Origin of the sequence: Mycobacterium sp. SM3041 (genome assembly GCF_039668335.1) — a bacterium.
Taxonomy (GTDB): domain Bacteria; phylum Actinomycetota; class Actinomycetes; order Mycobacteriales; family Mycobacteriaceae; genus Mycobacterium.
Genome location: NZ_JAYXBQ010000010.1, coordinates 95,367 through 109,748, shown reverse-complemented (window position 1 = coordinate 109,748; position 14,382 = coordinate 95,367). Strand labels below are relative to the sequence as shown.

Genomic DNA, 14,382 nt, shown 5'->3' with positions numbered 1-14,382 from the left:
CAATGTTTGCGGCACTCGGCGCCGTGGTGATGATGGTCGCCGCCTGCAAACCCATGTCGGTCGCGGACGACGGTGACGTCCGCGACGACACCGCCGCATTGCAGGCACAGTTCGACGCGGTCGAACCTGGCGCGACCCTGACCCTGGAACCCCGGGCCTACCACCACCGGGGCATCCTCACCGTTCGGGTACCTAACGTCACGATCAACGGCAACGGCGCCACGCTGACCGCGACCAATGACGAGACGTCTGCTGTCGACATTCTGGGCGACGGCATCACCCTCACCGACGTGACACTTGCCGCCCCGTCCGAGGGCAAGCGCTGGATGGGCGAACAGCAGCACAAACTCGTCGTCAAAGGGCAGCGCGCGACCGTGCGTAACGTCAGGGTGAGAGGCTCGGCCGGTGCCGGCATCTACTTCAGCGGCGCAACACATTTCGTCGCCCGCGACATCACGATCACCGGTACGCGCGCCGATGGTTTGCACATGACGGGCGGCTCGGCGTTCGGTCAGGTCGAGAACATCAAGACCGATCAAACCGGCGACGACGGTGTCGCAGTCGTGTCCTATGACCACGACCCGGCGCCGTGCCATGACATCACCGAAAAGAACATCACCGTCGGGAGCACCCGCTGGGGACGCGGCATCACCGTGGTCGGCGGGAACAACGTTGACATCAGTCATTTTGCGGTCGCGAACACCAGTTCCGCCGGCGTCTACGTCGCCAACGAGGGCAACCCGTTCTTCACCCGATCCGTCGAACGGGTTGCGATAACCGATGGCACCGTGACCGGTGCCAATTGGGACAAGGACATCGAGCAGGGCGCCATTCTCGTGTACTCGGGAAATCAGGGACGATTCGTGCACGACGTCAGCGTCTCGAATGTGACGGTCACCGCCACGAGCACCACGGTGAACCGCAACGTGGCGATAGTCGATGAGACGAACGGCGGAGATCGCGCGATACACGGGATCAACCTGTCGAACATCCATCTGACGGCGACGACCGTGGCGCCGTTCTACAGCAACGTGCCGGCCGGCAGCTACACCGTGGCCGACTGGACCAGCGACGGCAAGCACATCGACGTCGCCTCGATCTAGACCCGGTAGCCGTCGCCGGATCCGTGTGCAACAAACAGCATTTGCGCTGCGCGACAACCGGTTCGGCGGTAACATCTGTTACTCTGCCGCGCGTCTAAATTGCACACAAAACTGACGCCATGGCAAAACAATTCAAAAGGTATCGAACAGCAACATGCTGGTGGTTCACCGCATTCTGCGTCAATAACGTCGAATTCTGGCGAAGCTTGAATGCCTTTCGCGTCCGGTCCAGTTCTGAGATGAATTTCCGAAATGCCACACATTGCGCCCAACGCTCGTCATCATCGTTGCGACAAATGACGGCCGCGTAGCTCCGCGGCCCGATAAAGCGTCGAGAGGTCGGGCAAATGGACATCACCATGTGCGTTGGGCGGGTCGGCGCATTGGCGGTCGCGTTGGGCATCGGTACCGCCATCGCAGGCATGGGCACAGCGGCTGCAGCACCCGAGGTCACGTCGACCGCGCCGCACCAGAGCGATTCGAAACCCGGTTCATCAAAGGCGGATTCGAAAACCGCGGGCAAGCCGGCCGGTCGCGCCAAAACACCTCGCGCCCAAGGGAAGACAACCGAGCCACGAAATGTACGCCCCGCTCAGCCGGTCGCGTCGGCCGCGGTCCCCAAGACCGTGCCGGTGCAACTTCCCTCGGCTGCACCGAACGTCGCGGTTGCCAACGCGAAATCGATACAGGTGGACGTGATTTCGACCGGCGTCAGCACTCCTGCAGCACAATTGCCCACGACGGCAAGCGTCACCACGCCAACCAGTTCGTCGTCCAACGGCGCGGCACCTTCGGCACCCATCGGTGCGCCGATCGCCTGGACCATCGCCGCGTGGACGCGACGCACGCCGAGTCCGTCGCAGGCCACCGCACCCGCCACCCAAACCACCACGAGCGCCCCGACCCAGACGACCGACATCGCGGCTCAGCCCACGCCGGCCGCCGCAACCACCACGAGCACAACGTCGCTGACCACCCTGCTCAAACCGGTCACGGCGATCAAGACGAACCGCAACTCACTCGCTGCGGGCACGCCGACCGTCGGCACACCGGATGCCACCACGGGCGCCGTCTCCGGATCGCTCAATGTGACGAACCAGGGCACGGGCACGGTCACGTACACCGTGTCAGCACAACCGACCTACGGCACCGTCACGGTGAATTCGGACGGCACCTTCACCTACACCCCGACCAAGTTGGCCCGGGACCTGTCCGCGGTCTCGGCGAACGCGAACACCTCCAGCTTCACCGTCCTCGCCAGCAGCGGTTCGTCCAAAGTGTCCGAGACGGTCACGGTGCCGGTTCTGGCGACGCCGATCACGGGCGACAGTACCGCGGTGCTACAGAATGTGTTCAGCAATCTGAACCCGGGCTCGACGCTCACGCTGGCGCCAAAGACGTTCTACCACTCGGGCATTCTGCAGATCACCGTCTCCGGGCTGACCATCAACGGCAATGGGGCGACGCTCCAGGCCACGAACGACGCGACGTCGGCGGTCGAGATTCTCGCCGACCACGTCACGATGAGTAATCTGACCCTGGGCGCCAACTTGACCGGCCCGCGCTACTACGCCGATGAACAGCACAAGCTGCTGATCGAGGGCGACTACGCCACGGTCAGCAACGTCACCATCAACGGTGCTGCCGGAGCCGGCATATATGTCCTGGGTGCCGGCTGGTTCAACCTGAGCGGCATCACGGTGAACAACTCACGCGCGGACGGGATTTCGATGACCGGCGGCGCTCACGACGGCGTCGTGAACAACCCGGTGACGAACAACACCGGCGATGACGGAGTATCGGTCGTCTCCTACATCGCCGACGGAACCATCTGCTCCAACATCACGATCAACAACCCGATCGTCAACGGCACGACCTGGGGTCGCGGCGTGACCGTGGTGGGCGGACAGAACATCACGTACAACAACATCAAGGTCTCCAACACCAACGGTGCCGGGGTGTACATCGCCTCTGAGCCCAGCTACGACACCATGGGGGTGTCCAACGTAATCGTCAACGGCGGCAGCGTGACTGGCGCGAACTACAACTCAGGCGTGGTGCACGGCGCCATCCTCGTGTATGCCGGCAACGGCGGCCAGCCCGTGACCGGCGTGACCATCGAGAACATCTCGGTGACCGGAACCCCGCTCACGGCGCAGCGCGAAATCGGCCTGATCCAAGAGACCGGATCGAGCATGAGCGGCATCATCTTCAAGAACATCAGTTTCGACAAGACCACGCTGCCGATCTTCTACACCAACACGCCCAGCGGGAGCTACAGCGCGAGCGGCATCACCATGGGCGGCACGACGATCATCGCCTGACCTGGTGGAGCCCGTCCGGCAACAGGGCGTCGAGCATTGCCGGAAACGCCCGTCTCGCGTCGTGATCGGCACAGACCCGTTCATACGCCCGCTCGACCATTTCGGCTACGCCGGAAGGATTTTCGAGCATGTCGGTGATCGCCGCACCCAGCGCTTCGGCATCCCCGACGGGAACCAGTACGCCGGCGCCGTCACGTAACAGCCAACTGCTGCCGCCGTGATCGGTCGCGATCACGGGTACACCGACGCTCATCGCCTCGAGCGCCACGATCGGACCGGCTTCGGGCGAAGTGCTGGCGTTGACCAAGATGTCCCAGTTGAGCACGGTCGCAACCGGATCGACATGCCCGAGGAAGCGCACCCGGCCATCGAGTTCGGCGTCCGAAAACCGTTGCAGCTCGGCCAGATAGTCGGCGTCGGCATGGAACGCGCTGCCCGCCACCTCACAGTGGACTCCGGGTACCCGGGTGAGCGCCTGGAGCAGCACCTGGTGGCCCTTCCAGGGCGTGATCAATCCCATGATGCCGATCACCGGCTGCGGACGAGCGCGCCGCTGTGCGAGTACACCCGGGATGTCGACGCCCAACGGCGACACCGACACTTCGAGCCCGAGTTGTTGCACGGGCGCCGCGGTCGGTGGTGACACCGCCACGGCACGGCGAATGGCCGGCTTCCCGATCCGCACCATGGCTCGCTGCTTGGCTTCATCGAGGGTGTCGTGAACGAGCCAGGAGACACCTTGCCGCAGCCTTGCGAGGCGGGCAGCGGGCAGCGCCAACAGAGAGTTCACAATGACGACATCGTCTGCGCCGACAGTGCGACGAATCACCGCCGCGGCACGGATCCACCGTCGCGCCAAGGTGCCCAGCGCCAGCACCCGTGCCACCCCCGAGGCGCCGCCAAGATCCAGTTCGTCGATCTCGATGTGCGCGACGCCACCGGGTAGCCGGTCGGCCAGGACGCCCGCAGGGCTGATCACGCGAACCTGATCGCCGCGTTCACGGGCGGCTTGAATCAGCCGCAGCAGAACGACTTCCGCACCCGATACCCGCCCGGCACGGTTGACGAAGACGATGGAAGCCATGGTCATGCCGCTCGCGCCGGCCGCAGTCGCGCCAACAGCTGGCGGTCGAGCAGTCGCAGCGCGAACGCGCCACCGACGAACAGCACGACCGAGCATGCGGCCACGACCACCCACGGCACATGGCCCTGCATGACTTCGGTGACCGCGCATACGCCGACCGTCAGCGCGACGATCAGGAGCAACTTGGACACGGGCATCAGCCGGTCGATGGGAATGGTCCGGGCCGCGAGCGCCCACATCGCGACGAACATGACGACCTCGGTGATGACCGTGGCTCCGGCCGAACCGTTGAACGAGAACCGCGGAATCAGATACACATTCAGAACGACGTTGAGTACCAACGCGCCGCACGCCACCCACGGATAGGCCCGTTGCCGCGTCGCCGACACCAGGGCCACCAGGATGAGGTGGGACAGTGCCGCGAACACGGCCCCGACCAACAACATGCGGACGGCGTCGGCACACACGCCGAACCGCTCGCCGTACAGCAGCGACACGATCTCGTCACCCGAGGCCCACATGCCGGCGACCGCAAGACAGGTCAGCAGTCCGATGAGCACCGCGGAAGAGCGCACCCGGCTACGGAATTCGTCGGTCATCAGCGGCCACGCCGCAACCAGCAGCGTCGCGACCGGCGTCACGATGGCCAAGACCGCGTACGACAGCACATCGGCGAACTTGTAGGCCACGCTGTACAGGCCGACCGAGTCGAAGTGGTCCAACTTGCCGAGCATGAGGATGTCGATCTTGGACAGCAACGTCATCATGGCCAACCCGATACTCAGCGGAATGGCTTCCACCAGCATCTCGCGCCACAGCTTCAGACGCGGCTGTTTGGTGATCCGCGGTCCGACACCGCCGCGTCGGACGCCGATCAATTTCCATGTGCCGGAGAAGATTTCGTTCGCGATGGCCGGCAGGATGAAGAACATCAGGCCAGGGTGGGTCGTCGCGATGAGGACGGTCAGGATCAATTGGAACAGCTGGGCGAATGCTTCCGCCGCTGCGACGGTCACCATCTTCAGCCGGCTCTGGTACAGGACCGACAGCGCATGGCTGGGCGTGGCGATGACGACAACGAGGCCGGCCAGGGCGGTCGCGCGGATGACCTCCCCCGAATAACCCATGACGACGACGTACCCGACCGCGATCCCGTATCCGAGTAGCCCCAACGCCGCTCGCAGTCCGACAAACGAACTCGCGAAGACGTCGGCGTCTTCGTCGTCTGCTTCCAGCAGTCTACCGAGCACCACCCGGCCCACGCCGAGATCGGTGACGATCGACATCATCCCGAGAAGTCCGAACACGAACGAGAACACGCCCCAGTCCGTCGGCGACAGCAACCGCGCGATCAGGACGGTCCCAGACCACCCCATCAGCGCGATCGCGAGACGGCTCAACAGCAACGCGACGGTATTGCGCCCGGCGGCCGCGTGCTGTTCGTCCCGCCGGCGCTTGTCCGCGCCGGCGTCCACGGGCGCGCCAGGTCCGCCACTGTCCGTGGCAGTCACCTGGCCGCCCGGTTCCACACGCTCGACCGCGTCACGCTGCCTACTTCTCATTCCGATGGTTACCCTCGCTCACAGCAAGACGCGGGCGGGTCTGCGTTGCGATGCCATGCGGTATGTCGAACGTCGCCACCAACCGATTCTGGCAGCAGTTCAGCAAACTCGCGCTGCGCGACAGCCAGAATCCGTGCACGCGCGACATTCTGGATGTCCCGCTGCAGGAGCGGATGATCGCCGCTCGGCGCGCGTGTGATGGTCGGCGCCCAGCCACGACGCTCGAGGCGTGCCACGCCTTGCGGCCCACGCTGTTTGTCGAACCACGCCTGGTCCTCCGGCGACATCACCATGTCGACGACGACACCCTGGCGCTCCAAGGCGGTTAGCAGGACTTCGGGCACTTCGGTCAAACCGACCCGGCCCATGAGCAGCCAGAGCTGATATGGCAGCCATCGCCTGATCAGCTTCTTGAGGCGGGCTTCGAACGTGCGCGGCTCGGGGGCGGGCTCCACGCCGGGATTCGGCGGCGTCATGCCGATCAACTTCTCGGGTCCGATGGCCTTGTGGCGGACGCTGAAGAGGATGGCGTTGACGAGTACCACCGCCCGGGCGCCGTACCTGATCGCGCCGATCGCGGAATTCCACGCGCCGGAGCAGATCCCCGTCATCATGAGGCGTTCGGCAGGTATCCCGGTCGCCACCATCGCGTCATGCACGTCGGTGTTGGATTCGGGCGAATAGATCGTGGCGAATTCCGCTGTGGCCCAACCGGTGTCACCGGTACCGCGACGGTCGTAGCGCACCGCGGCGAGGCCGTGTGTGGCGAGTTCACGTGCGGTGTCGGTCCACACCCGACCCGAGCCGACGCGATGTTCACAAGCGGTGTTGTGGATGAGCAACGTCGGTGTGTCCGACGGCGCATCCGCCAGAGCAGTCCTGATGGCGAACAACCGATTGGGCCCCAACTCGTCCAACGTCTCGACGACTGCGCGGCCGTCGGGCAGCTGGGCCACCTGTGCGCGGCGGGCAATGACCGGGGACACCGGTTCCCGGCTCGTGTCGTCCATGGCGTGATGAAGCCACTCTGCGATCAGCGTCAGCGTTGCCACCGGGATTTGCACCACGAACGTCACCGGCTCGACGTACTCAGGTTGGCCGGCGACAGTCGCCAGCTCGCAGTTGCCATTCCCCAGCAGTGCCTTGATCGTCGGTTCGTCCGCGCGTTCGGGCCTGGCGACGATGAGCGTCGGGACGGCCACGCCGAGCGATTCCGGCATCTGGATGCCTTTGAGTTGTCGTGCGCATTCCGGCGAGAACGTCGTGCCCAGGATGGACTCGCGTTCGACGTCGATCCGGTCCGCGCCGACCGTCATCTTGTACAGCGTCCGCTGCTCGCGCAGATACCGGCGCCCGTCAAGGACGGGGTCCCACAGGACCAGCGCCGCCAACCCATCGAGATCGGATCCGACGGTGGCCGCGAGCATGGCACCCATCCGTAGCCCGACCACGCCGATCTGCGTCACCCCCGCACTCCGCAGATACCGCACCGCGGTGCGAATACTGTCCTGATAGTCGATCAATGCCGAGTCGGCCCCGAGCTCCCCGGCAGAGTCACCCGTGGCGCGATAGTCGAACCGCAGCACCATGAACCCTCGCGCGCACAGCTCTTGCGCCAGCAGTTTCAGTCCGCGGTAGGTGTCGACGTGCTCCTTGCCCAAGGGCGGGCAGATCACGATGCCGCCGCGCGCACGTCGTCCCGCCGGTACGTGGACGACTCCGTACAGGGGTGCCGTTTCGGGGCCGAACCATGTCGGCTGCGTATGGGCAGCTTCCTCGTCCACGAACCAGAGCCCCCTCTGTGATCCAAAGTGCTGTGTAGTCGAATGGCGACATGGTCCGCAGACAACCGGACGCTGCCGCGCTCCACGATACACACTTTGCCACCTCGAATGTTCGCTAGAAGTGCAATATCAAACATATGTAGCAACGGGTCGGCAACCTGAATGACGCTCCACCGATCCCTTCGATCGACAAGATGCCACGGTAAAGACACTGCAATATGGGATTTATCACCCAAAACGGCCCACGTCGCGCGCCGATTCCAACTAGACCGCCACAGCGCGAACGGTTACGGTATGAGGTATATGGCAATGGCTAGATAATTTGCTAAATTCGCATCCGGAGGCACGAAGTGGCAGACCCCAACTCCTCGTTGGGCATCGTGGCCAGCCGGCGTCCGTCGATCATCCACGTCGCGGAATCATTCGCCAGCGGTACCGCGTCAGCGATCGGGGACTTCGTCCGCAACTACCCCGAGGCTGAACATCACCTGGTCTACTCGTTTCGCGACGAGGCGCGGCTGGACATCGACGAGTTGACGTACTTCGCAACCAAGACGCAGATGCCCCCGGGGACCATCGCCCGGGTCAGGTTCCTGCGGCGGTTGCTTCGCGGCACACCGGGCGACGTGATCGTGCACGCGCATTCGAGCATGGCAGGCGCCTACGTGCGCTCCGCGGTGCGCCGTAGCAGCCGCCGCCCACTGGTCTACACACCGCACTGCTATTCGTTCGAACGGCTGGACGTGCCGTGGGCGGTACGGCAGGGATTTCGCATACTCGAGTGGTTGTTGTCGTTCAATACGTCCGCCTACGCGGCGTGCTCACCACGTGAGGCCGAGTTGTCGAGATGGCCGCTGAGCTCGCCGCGCGTGGTGACGGTGCCGAATGTACAACCACCTGGACTGCCCCAAGCCGACCGTCCCGCAACGGATCCCACGCTGCGAATCGTCGGCAACGGACGCCTCGGCCCGCAAAAGGACCCGCGGTTCTTCGCCGAGGCGTTCCGTGCGGCAGCCGAGGTACACGGCGGACTGGAGGCCATCTGGATCGGTGGCGGCAGCGACGGGGACATCGATCTTCTCCGCGCGCACGGCGTCGATGTCACCGGTTGGCTACCTCGCAGTGCGGCCCTCGATGTGATGGCCGGTTGCGATCTGTACCTCCACACGGCGTCGTGGGAAGGATTTCCGATTTCCATCATGGAAGCTGCAGGCATGGGGTTGCCGGTGGTCGCACGTCGCCGCGCGTACTTGCACGGCGTCGACCTACCGGTGCTGCTCGACCGTCCCGAAGATCTGGTCACCGCCATCACGGCGCTCCGTCGGGTCGGAGGGCTGGCGGCGCTGCAGCAGCAGACGGCGTCGGCACTGGCCGGAAATTGCGACACCCACCAGCGGAGCGCACTCCGCTCCGTGTACGGGCCACTGACGGGACACCGCTGATGAAACAAGTCCATGTGAACGGAAAGTGGTTGGCGCAGAAGCTCACCGGCACGCAACGCTACGCCACTGAGATCGTCCGCGCAGTCATCGATGACGACGTCGCCGATCTGGTCGTCCACGTGCCGGCCAACGCCGAGATCCCCGATTGGCTGCGTACTCCACGGGTCGAGATTCGGCAGTCGCGCACCACCGGCGTGGTTTTCGAGCAGCTCTACCTACCCGCGGCAACGCTGGGGCACACGCTGCTCAACTTCGCCGGGCCGGCACCGTTGGCAAAGCGTCGGCAAGTCGTCACTATGCACGACGCCACGCCGTTCCGGTTCCCGCAGACGTTCCGCCGCGCTTTCGTGGCCTTCTATCGCGTCTCGTACTCGTTCCTCGGACGGTGGGCACGCCATCTGGTCACGGTGTCCCACTTCAGCGCCAGGGAACTGGACGACGTGCTCGGCATTCGCGCCCAGAAGTTCGTGGTCGCCGGTTGTGCCGCGGATGCCCTGACAGCGGTGGAACCCCACCGGCCCGGCGTGGCACCGGACGAACCGTTCTATCTCATGGTTGGCACGCTCGCGGTCCACAAGAACCTGCCGGCACCCGTACAAGCCGTCGCCGAATCCGGTCGGACCGTCGTCGTGGTCGGCGCGTCCGGTAACGACCAGGTGTTCAGTCAAGCGGCCGCACTCTCGTCGAAAGCCATTGTTGCCGGGCGTCTTTCCGATGCCGAGCTGGCATGGTTGTACCGCAACGCGCGTGGTCTGATCTTCCCGTCCCGGTACGAGGGTTTCGGCCTGCCGCCGCTGGAAGCCCAGACCCTCGGTTGTCCGGTGATCACGTCGAACGCGGCATCGCTGCCCGAGATTGCCGGCGACGCCGCGCTCTACTTCGAACCCGATGACATGCCGGGTCTGCTCGCCCAGCTGGATCGGCTGGAATCCGAGGCGGGTCTGGCGGACTCATTGCGAGAGCACGGCGCACTGAACGCGGCCCGCTACTCGTGGGAAGTGTCCGCCCAGCAGATACTCGAGACGGTTGGCATCGTGCCGCCGGCCGGCCGGGACCCGAAACGCAGCCGCTAGATACTCGCTGCGACGGGCCGCGGAGTGCTCGGCGGAAAGTCCGGCCGTTCACGAAGCCAGGCGGGCACGCGATCAGCGGCGATGGGCGTGCTGTAGAGATAGCCCTGCACAACGTCGCACTTGAATTGCTTGAGCCGAGCGGCAGTTTCGCCGTCTTCCACGCCCTCAGCGACGACGCGGGCACCCAGATGATGGGCCAGCGAAATGATGGAGCGGACGATTTCGGCCGCACGATCGTCCTTGAGGACAGATGCGACGAACTGCCTGTCGAGCTTCACCTCGTCCACCGGAAGGTCGCGCAGGTAACTCAAGGTTGAATAGCCGCTGCCGAAATCATCGATGGCGACCCGTACTCCGGTGTGGCGCAATCCGTTCAAGACGTACTGAACGCGTCCGAGCTTGCTGAGCATGAAGTCCTCGGTGATCTCCAACGTCAGGTCGGCTGCGGAGATCCGGCGTTCTTCCAGCGCCCTGGCAATTCGCCGGGGCAAGGCGATGTCGGTGAGGCAATTGGCGAATACGTTGACTGCCACGGGAACAGCCAGTCCCTCACCGCGCCAGCGGGCAACGTCGTCAAGCGCCCGCTCGATCACCAGATCGTTCACCAAGGTGGTCAGGCCATGCGAACGCACCAACGGCAAGAAGCGGTCGGGGGCGAGCAGGCCGAGTTCGGCGTGGGGCCAACGCAATAGGGCTTCCACGCCCATCATCGCGCCCGAGATCAGGTCGAACTTCGGTTGGTAATACAGGCAGAGGGCCTCACTGTCGATCGCCTGGCGTAGCTGGCCCAGCAGCCGGACCGTCTCGGTCGGCCGTGCCCCCAAGGCCGCGGTGCGCGTCGTCGTAGCGTCGTCGTCGATGTCGCTGTCCCTGCCGTGGATGTACGCACTTCGCAGGTGCGAGTTCTTGGCGATTTGAACGGCCGCCGCCGCTCGCGCGAGCAGATCGTCGGCAGTCAGGTCCGCTTCGCCGTCGGTGGCCACCGCCAGGCCGACGCTCGGCCGGATCAGCAGGTCGTGCCCGTCGATGATGAACGGGTCGGCGAAGGCCTGGACCAGGCGGTCTGCCACGGCCCGGCCGCGCTCGACACCGCCGTCGATGAGCACCGCGAACTGCCCGCTGTCCAGCCGTGCGACGACGTCGTCGAGGCCGACGCTCGATCGGATGCGGGCGGCGGCCAGGTTCAGCAGTTCGTCTCCCGCACCACGGCCATAGGCCGCGGTCACCAACGCCAACTCGTCCATATCGAGACGCGCGACCGAAACGCCTTCGGCGCCATGGTCGGTCCGGGACAGCGAGCGAGACAGTCGGTCGCGCAACGAGATCGCATTGTCGAGGCCGGTCACCCGGTCCTGCTCCAAGAGTTCTCGCGCGGCGGCCCGTAGGCGCTGGTTCTCGTTGAACGTCACGATCTGGCGCACCACGGTCGTCACCACGAGCACGAGGGCCGTGATCGCCATCGGGACGCAGCAGGCAGCCGCCACATGCAGTAATTCGATGCAGCAGACCGCGGTGGCGATGACCAACGGCACCACCGGAATGGCCGCGGACCATCGCGGCGCGGCCGCTGTGTCAACGTCACTGGCGGACAGCGTTTTTCGCTGGTGCCGACTGGCCAGCGCAGCGAATGCCAGGCAGATCAGCGCCGCACTCCAGCCGAGATCCATCATCCGGTGCGCCGTGCCGCTCCCCCACATGTCGACGAACAGCATGGCGATGTTCGAAACCGCACCCAGAACGTTGCCTATCGTCAGCAGCAGAAGCACCAGGCGATGTCGGCGATCAACAGCGCTCAACACAGCAATGGCGACAGCGACCAACACCAGATCGGCGATCGGGAAAACCATGGCAAACCACGATTGCCAGCGGTGCTCGGCGCCCATGGCAAAGCCGTCTCTGAGCGCCACCACCCAGGCCAAGGCGAACACGGCAAGGCCGATGATCGCACCGTCGAGAACCAACCGGGCCCTTGTCCATGCCGAGGCACCGGATGCCAGCAGGACCAGACTGACGCACGCCGCGACCGGATACAGCAACCCGACGAGGTCGACTGCGGCCGGAACCACCACCGGGGTGCCTCCGAGACGAAGTTCGGACAGCGTCCATATCGTCTCGGCGACCGCCCAGCCACACAATCCGACCGTCAGGCTGATCCAGGCCGCACGGTGTCTACCGCGCGATCCGACGGCGGCCGAGATCGCACACGCCACGGCAAACAGAGCGAGAGCGACCATCACGGCATCGACGAAGACTGCGCCGGCGACGCCGCTGTCCGCGCTCGCAATCAGAACCTGCCGCACCACAGGTGCCTCCAGTCCGCCGTGTTCGTGCAATCGTAGCGACAACAACCGAGTTAGCGTGGACAACCCGCCCAACATTGTCGTGTCGGAGTCAGCCGACGTGTTCGCCACCAAAAACCGGCTGCCATCACGCTATTTCCTTCATGCCGGCAAACTCGGAGCGCGCTACCCATCTCAGGTATGCCGTGCATCCGCGTATCCTACCCCAGATTCAGCAAAGTTCCGGATGTGATAATTTGGCGCGGATGCCGCGAGAATGAAATCGCCGCGGTCAGTGCGGCCGCGACGGTGAAGGGTCGTCGCGCGGGGTCGAGGTGCCGTCGCACCGACCGACGATGTCGTTGCCGACAGCGAACGTCAGGCGGACCGCCGCATCGCCCCCGCCGCGCTTGGCCGAGAACATCGCATGGTCGGCGCACTCGATGGTGGCGTCCAATACCGATTGGGCATCCTCGTCTCCCCGGGAGAAGTCCGGCAAGGCGACGGAGGCGACACCGATGCTGGCGGTGACCGGCGCCAAGTCGGCAGGTGCGGCGATGGCGGCGCGTACCCGCTCACTGATGCCGAGCACTTGCTGCGGTGACGTGACGTCGACGACCACAAACTCTTCGCCGCCCACCCTGGCGACGAGGGCACTACTGCGTACGACGCTCCGTATCCGTTCCGCGCTGCGCATCAGGACCGCATCGCCGACAGCGTGCCCGTACGTGTCGTTGATGTTCTTGAACCTGTCCAGATCGATGACCAGCACCGTTACGCAGGCGCCGGCAATGGATCGGTGCGCCCGGTCGGCGAGGAAGCTCTCGATCCTCAGGTTCAAACCACGACGGTTCAACAGCCCGGTCAGTTGATCGGTCACCGAGTCGTGCGCGTCGTTCCGCAGCACCCAGATGCCGAATTGGACGACAGCAGGCAGCACCACGAAAGATGCGATGGCCGCCAACGTCTTGGCGAGTGCCAGATAGGGGTCTTGATCCGGCCCCCACGCGATATCGGCTGCGAAGACCGCGGTCACCATGAGCACCCACGCCGTGTGGAGCGCCAGGACCTTGGGGCCTTCGAAGAACTTCGTATAGACGGAGATGAGCAGGAGCGCGTTCAAGCCGAAGAATCCAGCCAGCCGGTTGGAGTCGAGCAGCGCGACGACGCTGATGCCGATGTCGGCGTAGACGATGAAGGCGATCGACGTCGCGCGCGACGGCCACGGCCCGAACCACCACAACAGTGCCCAGACCAGCGCGGAAACCGCAAACACCGACGAGACGCCACGAGACAGGTCGGTGGACGGCCCCGCCGGCGAAAACTGAATGACGATCGAGATTGCGGCGAGTAGCGCTGCGCAGCCACCGACAAGCAGTTGTATGCCCCCGAGTAGGCCGCGCTGGGCGAAGTACCCGATTTGCGCGTCGTAGTCGACCGGCTCGGACCACCAGACACGAGCCAGCCGAGCAACAGCCAATAGCTCGCGCAACCGTGCCAACACGTCGGACCCCGTTTCAGGTGAACCTGATGAATGCGATCTCCCCAAATCGCAACAACCAAACGAACGCTAGCAGCCGAATTTGGCAATGTCCATGCCGATTCATTTGTGCTCGTCACGCCTTACTTCACGCAGGTATGGCTAATTTTCATAGCTCATCCACAGCCATCCGGCGGCGATATGCGGCCGCCACGGCGGCAGCCACTCGCCGGGATCTCACGGCCTCACGC

General features: G+C 64.7%; 9 protein-coding genes. 4 read left to right on the top strand and 5 right to left on the bottom strand.

The genetic code is table 11. The annotated features are described in order from the left end of the window. The first annotated feature begins 2 nt into the window (after positions 1-2). Entirely contained in the window at positions 3-1,103 is a 1,101-nt protein-coding gene (locus VXD91_RS04485) for a right-handed parallel beta-helix repeat-containing protein (protein ID WP_346414751.1), read from the top strand. Positions 1,104-1,450: 347 nt separating this feature from the next. After that, entirely contained in the window at positions 1,451-3,427 is a 1,977-nt protein-coding gene (locus VXD91_RS04480; RefSeq protein ID WP_346414750.1) for a right-handed parallel beta-helix repeat-containing protein, read from the top strand. Here the strand turns inward: VXD91_RS04480 and VXD91_RS04475 are convergent. The 3 genes from VXD91_RS04475 to VXD91_RS04465 are packed head-to-tail and all read right to left on the bottom strand — an operon-like array spanning position 3,417 to position 7,857. Continuing rightward, positions 3,417-4,517 (bottom strand): glycosyltransferase family 4 protein, encoded by a 1,101-nt coding sequence (locus VXD91_RS04475; RefSeq protein ID WP_346414749.1) that lies wholly within the window; start codon positions 4,515-4,517, stop codon positions 3,417-3,419. The genes VXD91_RS04480 and VXD91_RS04475 overlap by 11 nt on opposite strands. Then, positions 4,514-6,022, bottom strand: coding sequence for a flippase (locus VXD91_RS04470; protein WP_346414748.1), 1,509 nt, complete (start codon positions 6,020-6,022; stop codon positions 4,514-4,516). The genes VXD91_RS04475 and VXD91_RS04470 overlap by 4 nt, the downstream gene beginning before the upstream one ends. A 59-nt stretch (positions 6,023-6,081) precedes the next feature. Further along, the gene (locus VXD91_RS04465) at positions 6,082-7,857 is read right to left on the bottom strand and encodes an alpha/beta hydrolase (RefSeq protein WP_346414747.1); all 1,776 of its coding nucleotides are present in this window, start codon (positions 7,855-7,857) and stop codon (positions 6,082-6,084) included. A gap of 350 nt (positions 7,858-8,207) precedes the next feature. Here VXD91_RS04465 and VXD91_RS04460 point away from each other — a divergent pair, with 350 nt between their 5' ends. Beyond that, positions 8,208-9,299 carry a glycosyltransferase family 4 protein gene (locus VXD91_RS04460; RefSeq protein ID WP_346414746.1) on the top strand — a complete coding sequence of 364 codons (1,092 nt, stop codon included), beginning with the start codon at positions 8,208-8,210 and terminating at the stop codon, positions 9,297-9,299. Then, a complete protein-coding gene (locus VXD91_RS04455) occupies positions 9,299-10,372 on the top strand; it encodes a glycosyltransferase family 1 protein (protein WP_346414745.1) in 1,074 nt (357 codons plus the stop codon). The genes VXD91_RS04460 and VXD91_RS04455 overlap by 1 nt, the downstream gene beginning before the upstream one ends. On the opposite strand, the gene VXD91_RS04450 is transcribed toward VXD91_RS04455, so the two are convergent. Both VXD91_RS04450 and VXD91_RS04445 read right to left on the bottom strand, forming a co-directional pair. Continuing rightward, positions 10,369-12,672: a bifunctional diguanylate cyclase/phosphodiesterase gene (locus tag VXD91_RS04450; protein WP_346414744.1), complete on the bottom strand. Its 2,304-nt coding sequence runs from the start codon at positions 12,670-12,672 to the stop codon at positions 10,369-10,371. The two genes, VXD91_RS04455 and VXD91_RS04450, sit on opposite strands and share 4 nt — an antisense overlap. A gap of 271 nt (positions 12,673-12,943) precedes the next feature. Continuing rightward, on the bottom strand, positions 12,944-14,155 hold the full coding sequence (locus VXD91_RS04445) for a GGDEF domain-containing protein (RefSeq protein ID WP_346414743.1): 1,212 nt from the start codon (positions 14,153-14,155) through the stop codon (positions 12,944-12,946). Positions 14,156-14,382: the final 227 nt, after the last annotated feature.